Here is a 21,683-nt window from a genome sequence, read left to right on the forward strand (position 1 = left end):
ACTGGACCAACATCCGCCTTTGTTCTCGGCTGCAAACGAGCTACCTAAAATGCGATCGATTTCGCATTCATATCGCCACAAGGTCTAGTCATCCCCATGAAGATCCGCAAAGCCGTTTTTCCGGTCGCCGGTCTCGGCACCCGCGTCCTTCCCGCCACCAAGGCGATGCCGAAGGAGATGCTGACGATCGTCGACAAGCCGCTCATCCAATACGTCTTCGATGAAGCCAAGGAGGCCGGCATCGAGCATTTCGTGTTCGTCACCGGGCGCAACAAGACCGCGATCGAGGACCATTTCGACCGCATGTACGAGCTCGACGCGACGCTCGCGGCGCGCGGCAAGAAGACCGAGATCGAGATCCTGGCGCGCGACCAGCCGGAGGCGGGCGCGGTCAGCTTCACCCGCCAGCAGGCGCCGCTCGGCCTCGGCCACGCCGTGTGGTGCGCGCGCGATATCGTCGGCGACGAGCCGTTCGCGGTGGTGCTGCCGGACGAGCTGGTGCTGAATTCGCCGGGCTGCCTGGCGCAGATGATTGCTGCGGCCAGCAAGCTGCCCGAGAAGAGCAACGTGCTCGCGGTGCAGGAGGTGCCGGCGGACCAGACCCATCAATACGGCATCTGCGGCGTAGGCCCGCGTGACGGCAAGATCTTCGAGGTCGACGGCATGGTCGAGAAGCCGGCCAAGGGCACCGCGCCGTCGAACTTCTCGATCACCGGGCGCTATATCTTGCAGCCGGAGATCTTCAAGATCCTGGCGACGCAGGAGCGCGGTGCCGGCGGCGAGATCCAGCTGACCGACGCGATGATCGGGCTGTCGAAGACGCAGAAATTTTATGGCGTGGATTTCGACGGCGAGCGGCATGATTGCGGCTCGAAGTCCGGCTTCCTGAAGGCCAACATCGCCTTCGCCATGGCGCGCGCCGATCTGCGCGACGGATTGCGCGCCGACATGAAGAAGTACCTCGAGGCCAAGATCTGATCGTAAGAGGCGAGCGGCTGGCGGCGTCAGGCCGCCAGCGCGGCTGAGCGGAGCGGCTGCGGCACCGCTGCGGTGGCGCAGCAATTGCGGCCCGCCGCCTTGGCCATGTAGAGCGCCCGGTCGGCGGCATTCAACAGTCCGGTCCAATCGGTCTCGCGCGACGGCTTGATGCTGGCGACGCCGATGCTGATCGAGGTGTTGGCCGTCTCTCCCGCCCAGAGCGCGACCTTGGTGCGGATCGTCTCCGCCACATGCAGCGCGTCGGTCTCCGCGGTCCCCGGCAGGAGCACCGCGAACTCCTCGCCGCCATAGCGCGCCGCGCAGTCGCCGGCCCGCCGCACCGAATCCGAAATACAGACGGCGATCCCGACCAGCACCTGGTCGCCCGCCTGGTGCCCATGGGTGTCGTTGTAGCTCTTGAAATGATCGGCATCGATCATCAGCAGCGCCAGCGGGACCTGGGCCCGCTGCGCGCGCCGCCACTCGATCTCGATCGTCTCGTCGAACTTGCGACGGTTCTTCAGGCCGGTCAGTGGATCGGTCGTGGCCAGCCGTTCGAGTCTCGACTCGACCTTGGTGCGCAGCTGGATCTCGCGCGCGGCGACTTGCGTTGCGGCGAGCACGAAGACGATGAGCGCCAGCATCATCGCGCCGATCTGCGCCGCCTCGTTGCGCCAGACCGCATAGACGCTGTCCCAGGTCCGGCTGGCGACCACCACCAGCGGATCGTTGCCGTTGCGCCAGATCAGCAGCCGCGGCTGGTCGTCCAGCGCGCCGGTGCTCGACCAGCCGCTCGGCTCGGTGAGAGCGCGGGTCACCTCGGGCGTCCGTGCCAGATTGCGGCCGATCGCAGCGGCATCGAACGGCGCGGTGACGATGATGGTGCCGTCGCGCCCGAACACGGTGATGCCGACGCCGGGCGAAAGCGAGAGCCGGCCGAACAGGTCGCGGAAATAGCCGAGGCGGATCGAGCCGGCGACGACGCCGGCGAAGCCGCCGTCGGGCGCGGAGATGCGGCGGCTGAGCACGATGAAAGACTGGCCACCACGCTCCGCGGGCCGGCTGACAAAGAGGCCGATGTCCGGGCGATCACGATGCACCTGGAAGAATTCGGCATCGCTGCGGTCCTCGGGCAGAGGATCGAGGGTCGCCGAGTCGAGGGTGAGCCGGCCCCGGGCGTCGAATACCTGGATGGCACCGAAATTCCTCGCGGTGGAGGGGCGATCGAACAGGATCAGGTGCCGGATCGGCTTGCTGACCTGCTTGATTTCGGGCAGCAACATGTTGCCGGCGACCGCGCGCAAGGAGAGATCATACATCTCGATGTTGCGGCTGATGTCGGCGCCGATGCCGGCGGCGAGATTGTCCAGCGACTGCCGGGCGCGGACGTCCTCGCCCCGGCGCAGGTCGATCATGACGCTGGCACAGATGGCGGAGAACCCGATGATGGTCGAGATGGAGCAGGTCACCAGCGTGCGCGCCGAGAGACGCCAAGGCGGCTTGGCCTGGCCCGTTCGGCGTTTCCAGCGCATCGGCTCGTCCCGTCCCCGTGGAGTCCCGTCCGTAGCCTGACGGATACGCCGGAGTAACCCATGTTAGGTTAACGAGTGATTGCCGTCGCGAGTTGCGGCGCGCCGAGGCTGCCCTGTCCAATGGAGTCGAACTTGCCCGACTATGATGCCCTGCGCGATTATCTGGAGCGGCAGAGCCGTCCCGAGCTGGTGCTCAGCCTCGATGAGATCGAGGAGCTGATCGGTGACAGCCTGCCGCGCGCCGCGCAGCGAGCCTCCTGGTGGGACAGCCTGCGCAGTCCGCAGGAGAAGATGCCCCAGCGCGAGGCCTGCCTCGCGGCGGGCTATGTTGCCACGCGTCTGCCGGATGGAAAGGGCGTCCGCTTCCGCAAGCTGAAGACGCCACGCTGAATCGATGTCGCAGCCGTTGGCCCGGATCGTGCCTTCGGCTGGAGGCCGCCGGGCATGCGGCCATACGGAGCCTTGAAGGGGCGACGGCAGCCCGCTCAAATAGTCGCCGAAGGTTTGGAGAAAGACACGGCCATGAATGAACAGAACCTCCGCCGCGAGATCGCTGCGGTCAAAGAGGGGCGGCTGTCGCGCCGCGACTTCGTGCAGCGGATGCTCGCCCTCGGGCTGACGGCGCCGCTGGCCGGAATGATGCTGGCGCATTCCGGGGTCGCCATGGCCGCGCAGGCGTTTCCCTACAAGCCGACCAAGGCCGGCGGCGGCGGACCGCTGCGGATCCTGTTCTGGCAGGCGCCGACGCTGCTCAATCCGCATTTTGCGATCGGGGCCAAGGACCAGGAATCCTCGCGCGCGTTCTACGAGCCTTTGGCCGGCTGGGATGCCGAGGGCAATCTCGTGCCGGTGCTCGCGGCCGAGATTCCCAGCGTCGCCAACGGCACCGTCGCGCCCGACGGCACCTGGGTCGTCTGGAAGCTCAAGCCCGGCGTGAAATGGCATGACGGTCAGCCTTTCACGGCCGAGGACGTGATCTTCAACTGGCAATATGCCACCACCCCGGAGACGTCGGCGGTCACGATCGGCGACTACAAGGACATCAAGACGATCGAGAAGATCGACGACCACACCGTCCGGCTCGTGTTCAGCCAGCCGACGCCGCAATGGTTCACGCCGTTCGTCGGCGGCCGTGGCGCGATCATTCCGAAGCATCTGTTCGGCGACTATATCGGCGCCAAATCGCGCGAGGCGCCGAACAATCTCAAGCCGGTCGGCACCGGCGCCTACCTGTTCGTCGACTTCAAGCCCGGCGACATGCTGACGGGCAAGCTCAATCCCGACTATCACGTGCCCAACCGGCCGTATTTCGACACGCTGGAGATCAAGGGCGGCGGCGATGCTGTATCGGCCGCGCGCGCGGTGCTGCAGACCGGCGAGTTCGACTACGCCTGGAATCTGCAGGTCGAGGACGAGATCCTGGTCAAGCTGGAGGCCGGCGGCACCGGCGTCGCCGAGATCGTGCCGACCGGCAATCTCGAATTCATCCTGCTCAACGCCACCGATCCCAATGTCGAGGTCGACGGCGAGCGGTCGAGTCTCAAGACCAGGCATCCGCTGTTCTCGGATCCGGCCGTGCGCGAGGCGATCAACCTGCTGATCGACCGCACCTCGATCCAGAAGTTCATCTACGGCCGCGGCGGCATCGCCACGGCGAACTGCATCAACAATCCCGAGCGCTATCGCTCGAAGAACACCAGCTTCGAGTTCAACATCGAGAAGGCCAACCAGATTCTGGAGAGCGCCGGCTGGACGAAGGGCGCGAGCGGCGTGCGCGAGAAGGACGGCAAGCCGCTCAAGATCGTGTTCCAGACCTCGACCAACGGCCCGCGGCAGAAGAACCAGGCGATCATCAAGCAGGCCTGCCAGAAGGCCGGCATCGAGATGGAGCTGAAGTCCGTCGTCGGATCGGTGTTCTTCTCCAGCGACGTCGCCAATCCCGACACCTACACGCACTTCTATTGCGACATGGAAATGCTCATGATCACGATGGCATCGCCGGAGCCGCAAGCCTTCATGACCCAGTACGTGTCATGGGAAGCGGCCAGCAAGGCCAACAAATGGCAGGGCCGCAACATCTCGCGCTGGCAGAGCAAGGCGTATGACGATCTCTACAACGAGCTGACGCGTGAGCTCGATCCGGTGAAGCGCGCCGCGCTCTACATCAAGCTCAACGATACGGTCTGCGCGGGTCGCCACGTGCTGCCGGAGCTCAACCGCCCTCGCGTCAGCGGCATCCGAAAGGGGCTGCAGACGCATTCCTCGGGCTGGGACAACGATCTCTGGCAGCTACCCAGCTGGTACCGGGAAAGCTGAGCGCAAGCTCGGTACCGGCCAAAACGACGCTCTCCGCCGTGGCCGGCACGGCGGAGAGCAGTTCCATTTTCCGGGGATGCTTCGCAGCAAGCTTTTACCGCACTGCGGCGTGCGACAAACATTCCCTTCCATATTGCGAAATTGGCCCGGATTCTGCTTTGACACTGGCTTCGAAGGCTGATCCAATTTTGTGCAGCTCCGCGATGATGTTTGGCGGGGCGCTTTTTTTGGCAATCAGCACCACACTGGAGTCGATGAATGAACGAGCGTGACCTCCGTAGCCAGATCGCTGATGTCAAAACAGGACGCCTGTCGCGGCGCGAATTTGTGCAGCGGATGATTGCAGTGGGGCTGACCGCGCCGATGGCCGGCGCGATGCTCGCCCATTCCGGCGTCGTCCAGGCGGCCGAACCGATCACGTACAAGCCGACCAAGGCCGGCGGCGGCGGTCCGCTCAAGCTGCTGTTCTGGCAGGCGCCGACCTTGCTCAACCCGCATTTCGCCAACGGCACCAAGGACCAGGAAGCGAGCCGGCTGTTCTACGAGCCGCTCGCCGGCTGGGATGCCGACGGCAATCTGGTGCCGATCCTCGCTGCGGAGATTCCGAGCAAGGAGAACGGCCTGCTCGCCGCCGACGGTCTCTCCGTCACCTGGAAGCTGAAGCAGGGCGTGAAATGGCATGACGGCAAGCCGTTCACCGCCGACGACGTCATCTTCAACTGGGAATATTCGGTCAATCCCGATACCGCTGCCGTGTCCGTCGGCAGCTATCGCGGCATCAAGTCGATCGACAAGATCGACGACTACACGGTGAAGCTGAACTTCAAGCAGCCGACGCCGTTCTGGGCCGATCCGTTCGTCGCTGCCTACGGCCTGGTCATTCCGAAGCATCTGTTCGCCGACTATATCGGCGCCAAGTCGCGCGAGGCGCCGACCAATCTGAAGCCGGTCGGCACCGGCCCCTACGTCTACGTCGACTTCAAGCCCGGCGATTCCATCTCCGCCAAGCGCAATCCCGACTATCACCAGGCCAACCGGCCGTATTTCGACACGGTCGAGGTCAAGGGTGGCGGTGACGCGGTGTCCGCGGCGCGTGCGGTGCTGCAGACCGGGGAATACGACTACGCCTACAATCTGCAGGTCGAGGACGAGATCCTGACCAAGCTGGAAGCCGGCGGACAGGGCCGGGCGCAGCTCACGGTCACCGGCCATATCGAGTACATCGCGCTCAACGTCACCGATCCCTGGACCGAGGTCGACGGCGAGCGCTCCAGCGTCAAGACCAAGCATCCGATCTTCACCGACCCGGCGGTGCGCAAGGCCATCAACCTCCTGATCGACCGCGCCTCGGTGCAGAAGTTCATCTATGGCCGCGCCGGCGTTGCGACCGCGAACTTCCTCAACAATCCGGAGCGCTTCCGCTCGCCGAACAACAAGTTCGAGTTCTCGATCGAGAAGGCCAACCAGATCCTGGAGGAGGCCGGCTGGAAGAAGAATTCGTCCGGCATCCGCGAGAAGGACGGCAAGCCGATCAAGCTGGTGTTCCAGACCTCGATCAACGCGCCGCGCCAGAAGAACCAGGCGATCATCAAGCAGGCGTTCCAGAAGGCCGGCATCGAGGTCGAGCTGAAGTCGGTGGTGGCGTCGGTGTTCTTCTCCTCCGACCCTGCCAACCCCGACACCTATCCGCACTTCTACTGCGACATGGAGATGTACCAGACCACCATGCCGCAGGCCGACCCGCAGTTCTTCATGAACCAGTTCACCTCGTGGGAGGTGTCGACCAAGGAGAACAAGTGGCAGGGCCGCAACATCTCGCGCTGGCAGAACAAGGAATATGACGAGACCTACAAGCAGGCCTCGAGCGAGCTCGATCCGGTCAAGCGCGCGGCGCTGTTCATCAAGCTCAACGACCTCGTCGTCCAGGACAACTACATCCTGCCCGAGATCAACCGCCGCAACTGCATCGGTCTGAAGAACGGCATGGTCGCGAACAAGAGCGGCTGGGACAACGATCTCTGGCAGATCGCCAACTGGTATCGCGAGACCTGATCGCGCCACCAGCATGACCAGCCAGACATCGTAGGGGTGGAGCGATGGGAAACTACCTTCTCAGGCGCCTCATCGTCGCCGTGCCGAGCCTGCTCGGCATCAGCCTGATCTTGTTCGTGCTGCTTGCGCTCGCGCCGGGCGATCCGTTCGGCGAGCTCGCGAGCAACCCGAACATTCCCCCGGAGGTCCGCGAGGCCCTGCGCATCAAGTTCGGCATGGATGATCCGATCATGGTGCGCTACGTGCGCTGGCTGGTCGCCATGATCCATGGCGATTGGGGCTTCTCGTTCGCCAGCCGCGTCAACGTCGACACGCTGATCCTGCAGCGCATCCCGGCCACGCTCTACGTGGTCGGCACGGCGCAGCTGCTGGCGCTGCTCGTGGCGATCCCGGTCGGCGTGCTGGCGGCGCGGCGGCCCTATTCGATCTTCGACCAGATCGCCAACACCTTCGCCTTCATCGGCTTCTCGCTGCCCACCTTCTTCACCGGCCTGCTGCTGATCCTGATCTTCAGCGTCAATCTCGGCTGGCTGCCGTTCGTCTATCGTGCCGACATCCAGGCCACGGGATGGATGTGGTGGTGGGAGAACTTCAAGCAGGCGGTGATGCCGGTCACCGTGCTCGGCCTGTATCAGGCCGCGTCGTATACGCGCTACGTGCGTTCGGCCGTGCTCGACGTCATCAAGCTCGACTACGTCACGACGGCGCGCTCCAAGGGACTCGACGAGAGCAAGGTCATCGTCAAGCACGTGGTGCGCAACGCGCTGATTCCGGTTGTGACCTTGGTGGCGCTGCAGATGCCCACGGTGTTCGGCGGCGCCATCGTCACCGAGCAGATCTTCCGCATTCCCGGCATCGGCTCGCTCCTGATCAGCGCGATCCTCGCCAACGATACGCCCGTCATCATGGCGGTGACCTTCGTGTTTGCCTGCCTCGTCGTCCTGTTCAACCTCATCGCCGATATCCTGTATGGCTGGCTTGACCCACGCATCTCCTTCCGTTGAGGCGGCGCTCGCGCCGGCTTCGAAGAAACGCCGCTTCTCGCCCGGACGAGATGCCATCAGGCGCTTCCTGCGCCATCGCCTCGCGGCCGTCAGCATCGTCGTGTTGGCGCTGCTGGCGCTCGCGATCGTCGTCGGCCCGTGGATCTGGCGGGTACCGATCAACGAGATCGATTTCACCGCGCGGCTCGCGGCGCCGTCATGGGACCATCCGTTCGGCACCGATGATCTCGGCCAGGATCTTCTCGCCCGCATGATCTATGGCGGCCGCATCTCGCTCGCGGTCGGCTTTGCGGCGATGGCGGTCGGCCTGTTCGTCGGCGTCGTCATCGGCGCCATTGCCGGCAATTCCAAGGGGCCGGTCGATGCCGCGCTGATGTGGCTGACCGACCTGTTCCTGTCGCTGCCGCAGCTGCCGTTGCTGCTGCTCGTGATCTATCTGTTCCGCGACCTGCTGAAGGGCCTGGTCGGGCCGGAGGGCGGAACCTTCGTCCTGATCGTGCTGGTGATCGGCGGCTTCCGCTGGATGCCGGTGGCGCGTCTGGTGCGCGCGCAGTTCCTGTCGCTGCGCGAGAAGGAGTTCGTCGAGGCCGCGCGCGCGCTCGGCGCCTCCAATTTCCGTCTCGTCGCGCGTCACATTCTGCCGAATGCGCTCGGCCCGGTCATCGTCGCCGGCACGATCGACGTCGCCGCCGCGATCATCGCGGAATCGACGCTGTCGTTTCTCGGCCTCGGCTTCCCGCCGGACATTCCGACCTGGGGCCGGCTGTTGTTCGACGCCAAGGACTATCTCGACATCGCGCCGCATTGGGCGCTGTTCGCCGGCGGCGCGATCTTCCTCACCGTCATCGCGATCAACTTCATCGGCGATGGCCTGCGCGATGCGCTCGATCCGCGGAAGGTGATGTGATGGACGCGCGCGTAGCTCCGCTCCTCGAGATCAAGGGGCTGAAGACCTATTTCAACACCGACGAGGGCCAGGTCCAGGCCGTCGACGGCGTCGACATCTCGATCGGCAGCGGCGAGACCCTGTGTGTCGTCGGCGAGTCCGGCTCCGGCAAGACCGTGACCGCGATGTCGGTGCTGAAGCTGATCGCGATGCCGCCCGGGCGCATCGCGGGGGGCCAGATCCTGTGGCGGGGCCGCGACCTGGTGCCGCTGGGCTCGTCGGAGATGAACAAGATCCGCGCCAGCGAGATCGCGATCGTGTTCCAGGAGCCGATGACCTCGCTCAATCCGGTGTACACGGTCGGCGACCAGATCGCCGAGGTGATCCGGCTGCACCAGGGCCTGTCCAAGAAGGCGGCGATGGATCGCGCGGCGGAAATGCTGGCGCTGGTGCAGATCCCCAATCCGAAAGCCCGCGTGAACGATTATCCGCATCATTTCTCCGGCGGCATGCGCCAGCGCGTGATGATCGCGATGGCGCTGTCGTGCAATCCCAAGCTCCTCATCGCCGACGAGCCGACCACGGCGCTCGACGTGACGATCCAGGCGCAGATCCTCGATCTGCTGCTCGACATGAAAGAGCGGCTCGGCATGTCGATCATGCTGATCACCCACGCCATGGGCGTCGTCGCCGAGGTCGCCCAGCGCGTCGTCGTGATGTATGCGGGCCGGGTGGCGGAGGAGGCGCCGGTCGATCGCCTGTTCGCCAATCCACGCCATCCCTACACCCAGGGCCTGATCCGCTCGATCCCGCGGATCGATCTCGCGGCGGTCAAGAAGAGCCGGCTGGAGAGCATCCCGGGCAGCGTGCCGAAGCTGGTCAATCCGCCGGAGGGATGCCGCTTCGCCTCGCGCTGCCGCTTCGCCATTCCCGATTGCAGGACCGCGCAGCCTCCGCTCCGCGAAATCGAGCCCGGCCACAAGGTGGCGTGCATCCGCGCCGAAGAGACGTTGCTGTGATGACCGAAGCTGCCATTGCCCCTTCCACCGCGCCGGCGCCGCTGCTCACGGTGCGCAATCTCACCAAGGCGTTTCCGATCCGCGGCGGGCTGCTGAAGCGCCAGGTCGGGAGCGTGCGCGCGGTCGACGGCGTCAACTTCCACATCGAGCCGAGCGAAACCTTTGGCCTGGTCGGCGAGTCCGGCTGTGGCAAGTCGACCACCGGCCGCTGCGTGCTCCGGCTGATCGAGCCGAGCTCGGGCGAGCTGAACTTCGAGGGCAAGGACGTCATCGCGCTGTCGGGCGAAAACCTGCGCGCGCTGCGCCGCGACATCCAGATCATCTTCCAGGATCCGTACGCCTCGCTCAACCCGCGCATGACGATCGGCGCCATCATCGGCGAGGCGCTGACGATCCATGGGCTGGCGACGTCGCGACAACAATATGAAGCGCGCATCGTCCATCTGCTCGAGACCGTCGGCCTGCAGGCCGACCACATGACGCGCTATCCGCACGAATTTTCCGGCGGCCAGCGTCAGCGCATCGGCATTGCGCGTGCGATCGCGGTCGAGCCCAAGCTGATCATCTGCGACGAGCCGGTGTCGGCGCTCGACGTCTCGATCCAGGCGCAGGTCATCAACCTGCTCGAGGATCTGCAGCAGAAGTTCGGCATCGCCTATCTGTTCGTCGCGCACGACCTCTCGGTGGTCGAGCACATCAGCCGCCGCGTCGCGGTGATGTATCTCGGCCGCATCGTCGAGACCGCGCCGTCACGCCAGCTCTATTCGGCGCCGAAGCATCCCTACACCGAGGCGCTGCTGTCGGCGGTGCCGATCCCGGATCCGAGCGTGAAGCGCAAGCGCGTCCGTCTCAAGGGCGAGGTGCCGAGCCCGATCAATCCGCCGTCGGGCTGTCACTTTCACACCCGCTGCCCGATCGCCAAGGACGTCTGCAGCAAGGAAGTGCCGCCGCTCAAGGCGAGCGACGAGGGGCATCTCGTCGCCTGCCATTTCCGCTGACGCGGGTCTGATCGCGTCACGCCGCCTGGCGGTCGGAGACCAGGGCCGTCAGTCGCGCCGTCTGCTCGGGGTTCAGCGTGAACTGCACGAGCGCCGTTCTGTCGCCGACGCGGGTGACCGTGCCCGGCAGGTCGGACACCATGCCGCCGATCGCGAGCGTCACCGACGTGTTCACCGACAGGCGCACCGGAACGGATTCGAGCAGGGCGCCGCCGAGCGAGAGGTTGCGAACGACGATCGAGATGGGTTCCCCGTTGACCTGCAGCGTGCCCGGGCGATTGATGTTGAGCCGGGTCGAGAGCCGGCGGTCGACGTCGGCGGTGGAGGTCCGGATCACGCGGACCAACTCGGTGCGCAGCTGCTGCACCTTCTCGGCGACGGTGGTGGAGCCATCGCGGATGTCGGTCGAGCGCCGGCCGGCCTCGCTGGCCTCGCGGGACACCTCGGCAATCTGAGTGGCGACCTCGCGTGCCGCGGCCGAGGTCTCCTCGACCGTGCGCGAAATCTCGATGGTCACGCTGTTCTGCGCCTGGATCGCGTCCGCAATTCCGGACGATACCGCCTCGACGTTGCGGATGACCTCGCCGATCGCGCCGATCGAGGTCACCGAGGCTCGCGTCGAATCCTGGATCTCGGCGATCTGCTGCGCGATCTCGCTGGTCGCCTTTGCGGTCTGCTCGGCCAGTGATTTGACCTCGGAGGCGACGACGGCAAAGCCGCGGCCGGCGTCGCCGGCCCGGGCGGCCTCGATGGTCGCGTTCAGCGCCAGCAGGTTGGTCTGTCCGGCGATTTCGCTGATCAGGCTGGTCACGGCGCCGACCTTGTCGGCCGCTTCCGACAATTTCGCAATCGTCGCCTGGGCCTCCGACGAGGCCGCCACGGCCTTGCGTGTCAGCTCGCGCGACGAGTTCACCTGGCTGGAGATCTGCGAGATCGAAGCGGCGAGCTGCGACGAGGCCTTGGCGACCGTCTGCGTGGTCGCGAGCGCCTGCTCGGCGGCAGCCGCCACGCTGCTCGAGTTGCGCTCCAACGTCAGGGCGCTGTCGGTCATCGACTTGGCGTTACCGGCCATCTGGCCGGTGCCGACGGCGACCTCGCCGACCGCCTTGCTGGCGGCCTGCTCCACCGCTTCCGCCATCTCCTGCAGCGCCTTGCTCTTGATCCGCTCGGCGACCTGGCGCTGCTCATCCTCGAGCATCGCGGTCTGCCGCGCCTTCTCCTCGGTCTTCTGCCGGAACTGCTCGATCGAGCGCGCCATGTCGCCGAGCTCGTCGCTGCGGGTCAGGCCCGGCAGCTTGATCCCGAAATTGCCGTGGCCGAGCTCGGTCAGCGCGGCGCCCATGGACGCCAGCGCCGACGACATCCGGCGCGCGATGATCAAGGTGATCGATCCGATGATCAGCATCACCAGCATTGCGGCAATGAACACGCCGCGCTTGCTCTCCCACATCTGCGCTTCGAGATCGTCGACATAGACGCCGGTGCCGATGATCCAGCCCCAGGGCTCGAAGCCGGCGACGTAGGACATCTTGGGCTGGGGCGCGTCCTTGCCGGGCTTCGGCCACATGTAGTCGACCACGCCGGCCTTCTGCCGCTTGACGACGTCGACCATCTCCATGAATAGCCGCTTGCCGGTCGGATCCTTGTTGTCGGCGAGGTTCTGGCCGTTGAGCTCCGGCTTGATCGGATGCATGACCATCTTCGGGGCCATGTCGTTGATCCAGAAGTAGTCACCGCTGCCATAGCGCAGCTTGCCGATCCGTTCCGCCGCCGTCTTCTGCGCGGCCTCGGGCGCGACCTTGTCGCGCGCGATCGAATCATATTCCTCGCGCGCGATGCTGAGGGCTGTCTCGGTCAGATGGGCGAGCTCGCTTTGCCGCTGATCCTTCAGGGCCGTCCCGAGATTCTGGCTCTGCGTCGCAGCGAGCCCGATGAGTCCACAGAAAGACAGCCCGATGATCGCGTAGATCCGCAGGGCAAGAGAAAAGCGCGGCTGAGCCATGGATGTACCCGGGCACGAGAGGGATCAAATTCCCGCGCAAATTTAAGGAATCGCAGTTGATGCCCGGTTAAGTGCCCATGGTAGCATCATGCCGAATCGAGGCTGTCTTGCACGTAGTACTACGGACTATGCGGCAGAATGTTCGCACGGAGACGAACTCACACGCAGCAGCCCGGCGCCGCCGGCTGTCGGGACGCACGCTGTGTCGGGCCTCGGCTCCTCGTGTCGCTCAGGAGGAGCTTGGAGCCGGCCTGATGAGGTCGGCCGCCGCGTCGTCCTGCAGCCTTGCGACGAGATCGGCACGACGGCTCAGCACGGCACGCTGGTTGATGTAACCCTTGTCGGTGATCTCGCCGGCGTCGAGCGAGGGAGGCTCCGCCATCAGCAGTGCGCGGGTCGCGTAGCGCGACGAGCCGACGGCTTCGGTGCGCAGTCTCGTCAGCCCCTGCGCGATCGCCTCGCGCACTGCGGGATGCGCGAGCACCTCGCCGACCGAGGCCGTGTCCGCCAGCCCAGCCCTGCTGCGGCAGGCCGGAACGTTCGGCACGATCAGGAAGTGCACCTCGTCGGTGCCGTGGCCGGCGATCACGATGTCCTGCACCAGCGGCGCCAGCGCGGCGATGCCGGCGACGCGCAACGCGCCGACATTCACCCACGTGCCGGAGCTGAGCTTGAAATCCTCGGTGATGCGGCCGTCGAAGAACAGGCCGCGCTCCGGATGATCGGGATCGGCGAGCTTCACAGCGTCGCCGATCTTGTAGAAGCCTTCCTCGTCGAAGGCGGCGGCCGTGATCTCGGGCGCCTTCCAATAGCCGGGCATCACGTTGGCGCCGCGCACGCGGACCTCGAGCTTCTCGCCGGTGGGCACCAGCTTGAGCTCGGTGCCGGGAATCGGCACGCCGATATTGCCGGCGCGCTCGGCGAAGAAGTGGCAGTCTGTCGCGAGCGGCGAGGTCTCTGTCGCGCCCCAGGCCGACACCAGCGGCGCCGGGCGGCCGATCGTGGCCAGGCTCATCTCGTTGAGCGCATCCCAGAGGTTCTGCGGCAGCGCCGCCGCTGCATAGAGGATGCATTTCACACCGGAGAAGAATTTCCGCCGCAGCTCATTGTCCGTCTTGAGCGCTGCGACCAGCATGTCGAAGCCGCGCGGCACGTTGAAATAGATCGTCGGCACCATGCTCCTGAGATTGGCGAGCGAGGCCTCGAACAGGCCGGGCGCGGGCTTGCCCCCGTCGATATAGATCGAGCCGCCCTGGGCGAGCACCAGGTTGAAATTGTGGTTGGCGCCGAAGGTGTGACTCCATGGCAGCCAGTCGACGATGACGGGGCCGCCTTCGACCTCGCGCAGAAACGTCCAGAGCTGGCCCTTGGCCTGCTGGCTCATCGTCAGCATCCGGTGCGTGTTGATCACGGCCTTCGGCTGGCCGGTGGAGCCCGAGGTGAACAGCAGCTTTGCAATCGTGTCGGGCGTCACTGCGGCAAAGGCGCGGTCGACCTCCGGGCCGGGCTTCGTCGTGGTCAAGGTCTGCAGCGGCACGGCGCCGGCGCCCTCGCCATCGCCGGTGACGATCGTCGCGCGGTGAAGGCCGTCGATAGCCTGCAGCGCGCGGGCGAACGGGCCGTGTGCGGCGACGAAGATGGCGCCGGGATCGAGCAGCCTGATCATCGCCCGCAGCTTCTCGTGATCGGTCGACATCAGCGAATAGGCCGGCGAGATCGCGCAGACGGGAATGCCGACATGCTGTGCGGCGAGCGCCAGCACCGCGTGGGCGATGCTGTTGTCGGAGAGAATCGCGAGCGGGCGGTCGGGGCTTAGTCCCTGCGCCAGCATCCAGGCGGCTGCGGCGCGAGCCTGTGCGAGCGTCTCGCCATAAGTAAGCCAGGTCCAGGTCTCGCCGCGGCGCTCGGCCAGGAACGTCCGGTCCGGGACGGTGCGCGCCCAGTGCTCCAGCCATTCGCCGGTGCAGCGTGCGGCGGGCAGCAGCTCCATGCGCGAACGCAGGATGATGGCGCCGTCCTCGCGCCTGATCGCCTCGATCGACGGCTCGGCAAACATGGCGGCTTGCGGTTCGGTGCGACGTTCAGCATTCGCCATGGGAGGCCTCCGCTGCGTTGGAGGCGATGTCGACGGGAGCCGTGCCCGCAGGTCCGCGGCGAGAGAACACGGTGCGCTGCGGCGTGCGATCCGCTCCATGGCTCCGCCGCATTGCCGTCACAATGCGGTCAGCCGCAGTCGTTGAGCGCGACATGGCTCCTCCCTCCCATCTGATATTCGTTGCCCGTCAGACTAACAGAATGGTTGTAGGTTGCAATTATTGTTGCCGTGACCAATTGCGGCGGCTTGTTCTGGCGATGCCGCGGGTCTAGGCATGGGCGTCTCATATCAGTGAGCCAGCATGCCCAAGAGCGAGCGCGCACGCGCGCAACGAGATGCAGCGAGACAGGATGCCCGGATCGGCCTCGGCGAGCTCGAGAGCCATCTCGGCTATTTCGTCCGCCGCCTGCAGCACTGGATCTTCCGTGACGTCAATGCGGCGCTTGCACCGATCGAGCTCGACGTCATCCTCTATTCGATCATGGAGACGATCGCCGCCAATCCCGGCGCCACGCAGATCGCCGTCGCCGGGGTGCTCGGCATCGAGCGCGCGCGCATGGTCGCGCTGCTCGACGATCTGCAGCAGGCCGGGCTGATCGTGCGCGAGCGCTCCGAGAAGGACCGCCGCGCGCATGCACTCGGCCTGACGCCGCGTGGCCGCATGATCCTGAAGAAGGCGAATGTCGCGGTGGCCGCCCACGAGAAACGCGTGGCGCGCCGCCTCGGGGCCGACAATTATCGCCGTGCCCTGACGGCGCTGTCGCAGTTCGAGACGGACTAGGCGCGTCGCGAACGGGCGATGTCGCGAGCCTTCTGCCCCGCAAGCACGCATCGGTCATCACTCACACGGCACATCTACGCGGTACCGCGGTAACTCTACCTGAAACGAAGCAAAAGAAAAGATGCATCCTGAGGCTGTCGCGCTCCTGGATGCATTGCAGCCCTCAGCTCGCCGCTTCCAGCCGCTCTTCGGTCAGCAGCCGCATCGCGGCGTCGGCGTCCATCGGCTCGCCGAAGGCGTAGCCCTGGGCGTATTCGCAGCCGAGCTGATAGAGCTCGACGGCATCGGAGTCCGTCTCCGCGCCTTCCGCCACAACATCCATGCCGAGATCGTGCGCCAGCGCGATGATCGATTTGAGGATCACCGGACGGGTGCCCCGCGCGGTGGTGCGCACGAAGGACTGGTCGATCTTCAAAGTGTCGAACGGGAAGCGCTGCAGATAGGCGAGCGAGGAGTGGCCGGTGCCGAAATCGTCGATCGACAGGCCGACGCCGAGCTCGCGGATGCGCGTCAGCATCTGTGCCGCGTGCTCGGGATTCTCCATGACCAGCGATTCCGTCAGCTCGATCTTGAGCGAGCCGCGCGCCACCGACGAGCGCGCCAGCACCGAGCGGATGTCGTGGATGAGGTCGTGACGCAGCAGCTGGCGCGACGAGACGTTGACGCTGGCAAAAATCGGCTCGCGCAGCCGCGTCGCGCGCTGCCACACCGAGAGCTGCCGCGCGGTCTGGTCGAGCACGAAGGTGCCGAGATCGACGATCAGGCCGATCTCCTCGGCGATGGTGATGAACTCGATCGGCGACATCCGGCCGAGCTTCGGATGGTCCCAGCGGGCCAATGCCTCGAAGCCGGCGATCGAGCGATCCTCCAGCCGCACGATCGGCTGGTACAGGATCGTGATCTCCTGGCGCTCGATCGAGCGGCGCAGCTCGCTCTCGAGCGTCAGCCGGTCGTTCTTGCGCGCGCGCATCGCCGGCTTGTAGACGTCGATGCGGTCGCCGCCGATGCGCTTGGAGTGATACATCGCAAGCTCGGCATCCTTGATGATGTCCTCCGACAGCTGCGTCTGCGGATCCGACAACGCGAGCCCGATCGAGGCGGTCAGGAAGATCTCGCGCTCGTTGAAGGCGATCGGCGCGCGGATGGTCTTGCGGATGGTCTCGGCAAACGCCGTGATGCGGGCCGGGTCCTGCTCGGACAGCAGGATCAGGCCGAACTGATCGCCGGCAAGCCGCGCCAGCGTGTCCTGCGGCTTGAGGATGCGCGACAGCCGCCGCGCGAGCGTGAGCAGGATGGAGTCGCCGACGGCGATGCCGACGGAGTCGTTGACCTGCTTGAAGCGGTCGAGATCGATCACCATCAGGGTCGGCCGCAGGGTCGGCATCGTCTTGGCGAAATTGGCGACCGCGGCGAGACGGTCGATGAACAGCTTGCGGTTGGGCAGGCCGGTCAGATTGTCGTGCACGCTGTCGTGGAGCAGCCGCTCCTCGGCATTCTTGAACTCGGTCACATCGGTGAGGGTGCCGACGACGCGCGAGACCTCGCCGTCGGAGCCGACCACGGGGCGCGCCTTCAGCGCGAACCACATGAAATGGCCGTCGGGCGTGCGCAGCCGGAAGTCCTGCACGAGCCGGCCGCGGCGCTGATCGAGCACGCTGTCGAGCGCGGCGCGGAAGCGATCCTGGTCGAGCGGATGCAGCACCTCGAGCCATTTCGCCGCCGGGCCTTCCAGCGTGCCGCGCTTCAGCCCGAGCAGGCTCTCGGTCTCCGGGCTCGTGAACACCTTGTCGGCGGAGACGTCCCAGTCCCAGATCAGGTCGCCGGAGCCGGCCAGCGCCAGCGCGCGGCGCTCGACGTCGGAGACGATGCCGGTGGTGGCGCCGCCGCCGGCGAAGGCGTGCTGCATCACGGTGAAGCCGATCAGCATCACGATCAGCACGAGGCCGCCGAGCAAAGCAGGGCCGACGATGTCGTTGGTGACCTGGCCCGCCACCGTCATGCCGGCGGCCGCGACCCAGACGGTGAGCAGGAACCAGGTCGGGATCAGCAGCACCGCGCGATCGAAGCCGTGGCTGGAAAGATAGACGATCAGCGCGAAGCCGACGACCGCGATCAGCAGCAGCGAGATGCGCGCGATGCCCGAGGCGACGGCGGGATCGAACAGCGCCACCGCGACCAGCGACCCCAGGAAGAACAGCCACCCCAGCGTGATGTGCGAATAGCGGACGTGCCAGCGCGACAAGTTGAGGTAAGCGAACAGGAATACCAGCAGGGTCGCCGCCAGGATCGCCTCGCCGGAGGCGCGCCAGACCCGCTCGGCGTTGTTCGACATGTCCAGGACCTTGCCCCAGAAGCCGAAATCGACGCCGATATAGACCAGCACCGCCCAGGCCAGCGCGGCGGCGGCCGGGAACATGATGCTGCCCTTGACCACGAACAGGATGGTCAACACCAGCGCAAGCAGGCCGGAGATGCCGATCACGATGCCCTGGTACAGCGTGAACGAGTTGACCTTGTCCTTGTAGGATTCCGGCTCCCACAGATAGAGCTGCGGCAGCTTGTCGGTGCGCAATTCGGCGACGAAGGTCACGACCGAGCCGGGATCGAGGGTGACGCGGAAGACGTCGGCGGTCGGGCTCTCCTGCCGCTCGGGCAGGTCGCCGATCGAGGGCGTGATGGTGGCGATTCGCGACAGGCCGAGATCGGGCCACAGCACGCCGGAGCCGACCACGCGGTAATGCGGCGCCACGATCAGGCGGTCGAGCTGGTCATCGGTATTGTTGGCCAGCGCGAACACGATCCAGTTCTGGCCGCCCTCGCGGGCGCGGACCTCGATGCGGCGGACGATGCCGTCGGTGCCGGGCGCGGTCGAGACCTGGATGCGGTCGTTCTCGCTGCGCTGGTGATCGAGGATGCCCGTCAGGTCGATCGCAGGCGCGTCGCTGCGAACGCTGACGGCGTCAACGGCCTGAGCGGGGGCAGCGGCACCACACATCACGAGGCCCAGCGCCACCATGGACGCCAGGCACCTGATCAGACGCAATGTCAAATCTCCGCGTTCGACACCAAACCACAGCGAAACAGTTCAAACTTAAAGGCACGTTCGCAAACGATTTGGAGCCGTTCCAGGCACGGTTCAGATGTGCGCGATCATTGGCACGAAAGCGAGGAAAATCAAAGAGTTTCCAAACACGCTCTGTTTAGACTGCGCCTAGATTTCCAACACAATTTTGCCAATATGTTGGCTGGTCTCCATGCGTGCATGCGCTTTGGCTGCATCTGCGAGTGGAAACGTCGAGTCCATCAGCGGCTTGATGCGGCCCTCGCGCAGCAACGGCATCACCTTGGCCTCGATCGCGGCCACCATCGCCGCCTTGTCGGCATTGCTGCGTGGGCGCAGGGTCGACCCGGTGTGGGTCAGGCGCTTCACCATCAGCTTGACGAAGTTGACCGTGGCCTTGGCACTGCCGAGGAAGGCGATCTGGACGATCCGTCCGTCGGTCGCCGCGGCGTCGTAGTTGCGCTCGATGTAGTCGCCGCCGACCATGTCGAGGATGACGTTGGCGCCCTTGCCGCCGGTCGCCTCCTTGACCACCGCCACGAAGTCTTCCGTCTTGTAGTTGATGGCGCGGTCCGCCCCGAGCTTGACGCAGGCCCCCGCCTTGTCCTGCGAGCCGACGGTGACCAGCACCGTGGCGCCGAACGCCTTGGCGAGCTGGATCGCCATGGTGCCGATGCCGGAGGAGCCGCCATGCACCAGGAGGGTCTCGCCCGCCTTGAGGCCGCCGCGCTCGAACACGTTGTGCCAGACCGTCATCAGGGTCTCGGGCAGGGCGCCGGCCTCCTTGATCGACAGCGCCGGAGGTACCGCCATCGCCTGGGCGTCCTGGGCGATGCAATATTGCGCGTAGCCGCCGCCGGCCACCAGCGACATCACGGTGTCGCCGAGCTTGTGCCGGAGAGCGCCGTCGCCGAGCGCCACCACCTCGCCGGCGACTTCCAGCCCCGGCAGGTCGCTGGCGCCGGGCGGCGGCGGATAGCTGCCGGAGCGCTGGGCGACGTCGGGACGGTTCACGCCGGCGGCCTTCACCTTGATCAGGATCTCGCCGGGCCCCGGCTTGGGAACGGGCCGCGTCTCGGGCTTCAGCACCTCGGGGCCGCCCGGCTGGCTGATGGCGACCACGGTCATTTGCGCGGGCAGCTGTTCCATGAGAAATCCTTGGCAAAGAGATCAAGCGGGTGCTGGGGCGTGCTTAAGCCAGCCCGGGCCCCGCTGGCAACCGGCAGAGGGCGAGATGGCAAACGAGGACGACGATCGGCCGCGCAAGGCCGTTTCCCACGAGATCGGGCAGGATCTCTCGATGCTGTCGGTCGAGGAGCTGACCGGCCGCGCCGCGCTGCTGCGCTCGGAGATCGAGCGGATCGAGCAGGCCGTGGCCAAAAAGCGCGCCTCGCGCGATGCCGCCGCCAGCATCTTCAAGTCCTAGAATGGTTCCGCAGCACGTAGAAACACGGTCGGCCAGTGGCCGACATGGCTAACGAAGTTTGAAAAATTTGTGCCATTTACGGTTGATTAAGCTTTCGCGTTTACAACCGTAACCGTCCTCGTTTGGACACTGAGTGGCTCCTGTCCACTCTGTTTGACGCCTCCCTGTTATCAACTTCAAAGCCGCCGGCAACGGCGGCTCTTTTTTTGGCGCGCCCGAACGTGCCCTGCATCACCCGGAGCGTCGCGAGGCCGTTAGCGTCCCGGCAAGCACGCTAGCGTTTGCCAGGAACGGTTAGCTCGGGATCGTCTTGAAGCTGTGCCGGTCGGCGGATCGGCGGGCACCGGTCACATCCTGTGCGTCGCAACAGTGAATAAGTTCATCGTCGTCCAACTACCGCACATTGTTGCCGTGATCGTGGTTGCTAGTTGTGATGCGTGCACGACTCGGTCGAACTGATCGTCCCGCAGCCGCAAATGGTACGCCGGCACGGCACGTCCCACGCCGTGGAAACCATATTGGGCGTTGCTGCTGGACTCTCGAAACCGGCCGCGCAATGATTTGTTCATCATACCGGCGCGGTTGCCGGATTGCGTAAACAGTCGCGTTTATGAGGCGTTAACCATGTCGGACCGTTTGCTGGGCGATGGCGCTCTTGTTCAGTTCAATGAGCGGCTCACCAACTCCGCTGCATTCGGCACGCTGTTCCGGGAAGGCATGGATCTGGTCGAGGAGACCGCCGCCTATCTCGACGGCGAGGGCCGCAATGAAGCCAAGGCGCTCGACCGCGCCGTCAGCCTGACCTACGCGACGGAGAGCATGCGGCTCACCACGCGGCTGATGCAGCTCGCCTCGTGGCTGCTGCTGCACCGGGCGGTGAAGGAGGGCGAGATGACCCTGGGCCAGGCCAATCGCGAGAAGACCAAAGTCAAGCTGACGGCCGCCGATCCCGGCCCGGCCGACCTGCTCGAGAAGCTGCCGCAGCAATTGCAGGACCTGATCGCCCGCTCGATGAGCCTGCAGACGCGGGTGCGCCGGCTCGACGCCACCATCCATTCGCCGCCGCCGGACCAGAGCGCGATCGGCAATCCGCTGGTTCCGCACCTCAACCGGCTGAAGGCGGCCTTCGAGCAGTAAGCCCATCGGGCCCGCGGCTCGGCCTTGGCCGAGCCGGTGCCAGACCGCAGTTTCGCCACCCAAACAAAAACGCCCCCGTTTCCGGGGGCGTTTTGCTGCGATGGGGTCGATTCAGGGCAGAGCCAGGAGGCCGCACGAGGCGGCTCGGAGGCATCAATCCTTCTTGAGGAATCCCTGGAACTTCTTCTGGAAGCGCGAGACGCGGCCGCCGCGGTCCATGATCTGCTGGGTGCCGCCCGTCCAGGCCGGATGCGACTTGGGGTCGATGTCGAGGTTGAGCTTGTCGCCCTCTTTGCCCCAGGTCGAGCGGGTCTGGTACTCGGTGCCATCGGTCATCACGACCGTAATCGTATGATAATTCGGATGAATGTCGGCTTTCATGGCGGGTCCTGCGGC

At 65.6% G+C, this 21,683-nt stretch carries 17 protein-coding genes; 11 read left to right on the forward strand and 6 right to left on the reverse strand.

Annotated elements, in window-relative coordinates; all coding sequences use genetic code 11:
- Positions 1-96 precede the first annotated feature (96 nt).
- Positions 97-978, forward strand: a complete 882-nt coding sequence (gene galU, locus QXZ94_RS29855) for a UTP--glucose-1-phosphate uridylyltransferase GalU (RefSeq protein ID WP_315724462.1) — start codon at positions 97-99, stop codon at positions 976-978.
- Between the two features lie 26 nt (positions 979-1,004).
- Here the strand turns inward: galU and QXZ94_RS29860 are convergent, their stop codons facing one another.
- Complete coding sequence (locus QXZ94_RS29860; RefSeq protein ID WP_315724464.1) at positions 1,005-2,510, reverse strand: sensor domain-containing diguanylate cyclase; 1,506 nt, start codon at positions 2,508-2,510, stop codon at positions 1,005-1,007.
- A gap of 132 nt (positions 2,511-2,642) precedes the next feature.
- Between QXZ94_RS29860 and QXZ94_RS29865 the strand changes: the two genes are divergently transcribed.
- From QXZ94_RS29865 to QXZ94_RS29895, 7 genes are all read left to right on the forward strand, one after another.
- On the forward strand, positions 2,643-2,900 hold the full coding sequence (locus QXZ94_RS29865) for a hypothetical protein (protein ID WP_315724465.1): 258 nt from the start codon (positions 2,643-2,645) through the stop codon (positions 2,898-2,900).
- A 132-nt stretch (positions 2,901-3,032) separates the two neighbouring features.
- Complete coding sequence (locus QXZ94_RS29870; protein WP_315724466.1) at positions 3,033-4,826, forward strand: peptide ABC transporter substrate-binding protein; 1,794 nt, start codon at positions 3,033-3,035, stop codon at positions 4,824-4,826.
- A gap of 258 nt (positions 4,827-5,084) precedes the next feature.
- Complete coding sequence (locus QXZ94_RS29875) at positions 5,085-6,878, forward strand: peptide ABC transporter substrate-binding protein (protein ID WP_315724468.1); 1,794 nt, start codon at positions 5,085-5,087, stop codon at positions 6,876-6,878.
- 44 nt (positions 6,879-6,922) lie between these two features.
- Complete coding sequence (locus QXZ94_RS29880) at positions 6,923-7,882, forward strand: ABC transporter permease (RefSeq protein ID WP_172110026.1); 960 nt, start codon at positions 6,923-6,925, stop codon at positions 7,880-7,882.
- Positions 7,848-8,789 (forward strand): ABC transporter permease, encoded by a 942-nt coding sequence (locus tag QXZ94_RS29885; RefSeq protein ID WP_315724471.1) that lies wholly within the window; start codon positions 7,848-7,850, stop codon positions 8,787-8,789. Before QXZ94_RS29880 ends, QXZ94_RS29885 begins: the two co-directional genes overlap by 35 nt.
- Positions 8,789-9,787: an ABC transporter ATP-binding protein gene (locus tag QXZ94_RS29890; protein WP_210265493.1), complete on the forward strand. Its 999-nt coding sequence runs from the start codon at positions 8,789-8,791 to the stop codon at positions 9,785-9,787. The genes QXZ94_RS29885 and QXZ94_RS29890 overlap by 1 nt, the downstream gene beginning before the upstream one ends.
- Complete coding sequence (locus QXZ94_RS29895; RefSeq protein ID WP_315724474.1) at positions 9,787-10,785, forward strand: dipeptide ABC transporter ATP-binding protein; 999 nt, start codon at positions 9,787-9,789, stop codon at positions 10,783-10,785. The genes QXZ94_RS29890 and QXZ94_RS29895 overlap by 1 nt, the downstream gene beginning before the upstream one ends.
- 16 nt (positions 10,786-10,801) lie before the next feature.
- Here QXZ94_RS29895 and QXZ94_RS29900 read toward each other — a convergent pair whose 3' ends face one another.
- Together QXZ94_RS29900 and QXZ94_RS29905 are read right to left on the reverse strand one after the other, a co-directional pair.
- Positions 10,802-12,787: a cache domain-containing protein gene (locus tag QXZ94_RS29900; RefSeq protein WP_315724476.1), complete on the reverse strand. Its 1,986-nt coding sequence runs from the start codon at positions 12,785-12,787 to the stop codon at positions 10,802-10,804.
- 229 nt (positions 12,788-13,016) lie between these two features.
- Positions 13,017-14,882: a feruloyl-CoA synthase gene (locus QXZ94_RS29905; RefSeq protein WP_315724478.1), complete on the reverse strand. Its 1,866-nt coding sequence runs from the start codon at positions 14,880-14,882 to the stop codon at positions 13,017-13,019.
- A gap of 301 nt (positions 14,883-15,183) precedes the next feature.
- Between QXZ94_RS29905 and QXZ94_RS29910 the strand changes: the two genes are divergently transcribed.
- On the forward strand, positions 15,184-15,663 hold the full coding sequence (locus tag QXZ94_RS29910) for a MarR family winged helix-turn-helix transcriptional regulator (RefSeq protein ID WP_315724480.1): 480 nt from the start codon (positions 15,184-15,186) through the stop codon (positions 15,661-15,663).
- A 163-nt stretch (positions 15,664-15,826) separates the two neighbouring features.
- Here QXZ94_RS29910 and QXZ94_RS29915 read toward each other — a convergent pair whose 3' ends face one another.
- Positions 15,827-18,706 (reverse strand): EAL domain-containing protein, encoded by a 2,880-nt coding sequence (locus QXZ94_RS29915; RefSeq protein WP_315724482.1) that lies wholly within the window; start codon positions 18,704-18,706, stop codon positions 15,827-15,829.
- A gap of 168 nt (positions 18,707-18,874) precedes the next feature.
- Positions 18,875-19,873 carry an NAD(P)H-quinone oxidoreductase gene (locus tag QXZ94_RS29920; protein WP_315724484.1) on the reverse strand — a complete coding sequence of 333 codons (999 nt, stop codon included), beginning with the start codon at positions 19,871-19,873 and terminating at the stop codon, positions 18,875-18,877.
- 85 nt (positions 19,874-19,958) lie between these two features.
- Between QXZ94_RS29920 and QXZ94_RS29925 the strand changes: the two genes are divergently transcribed.
- Together QXZ94_RS29925 and QXZ94_RS29930 are read left to right on the forward strand one after the other, a co-directional pair.
- Positions 19,959-20,150: a DUF1192 domain-containing protein gene (locus QXZ94_RS29925; protein WP_315724486.1), complete on the forward strand. Its 192-nt coding sequence runs from the start codon at positions 19,959-19,961 to the stop codon at positions 20,148-20,150.
- 624 nt (positions 20,151-20,774) lie between these two features.
- A complete protein-coding gene (locus QXZ94_RS29930; protein ID WP_172110016.1) occupies positions 20,775-21,287 on the forward strand; it encodes a DUF1465 family protein in 513 nt (170 codons plus the stop codon).
- Between the two features lie 153 nt (positions 21,288-21,440).
- Here the strand turns inward: QXZ94_RS29930 and rpmE are convergent, their stop codons facing one another.
- Positions 21,441-21,668 (reverse strand): 50S ribosomal protein L31, encoded by a 228-nt coding sequence (rpmE, locus tag QXZ94_RS29935; protein ID WP_012046762.1) that lies wholly within the window; start codon positions 21,666-21,668, stop codon positions 21,441-21,443.
- Positions 21,669-21,683: the final 15 nt, after the last annotated feature.

The sequence above is a fragment of the Bradyrhizobium sp. SZCCHNS2022 genome, assembly GCF_032377575.1.
GTDB lineage: Bacteria > Pseudomonadota > Alphaproteobacteria > Rhizobiales > Xanthobacteraceae > Bradyrhizobium > Bradyrhizobium aeschynomenes.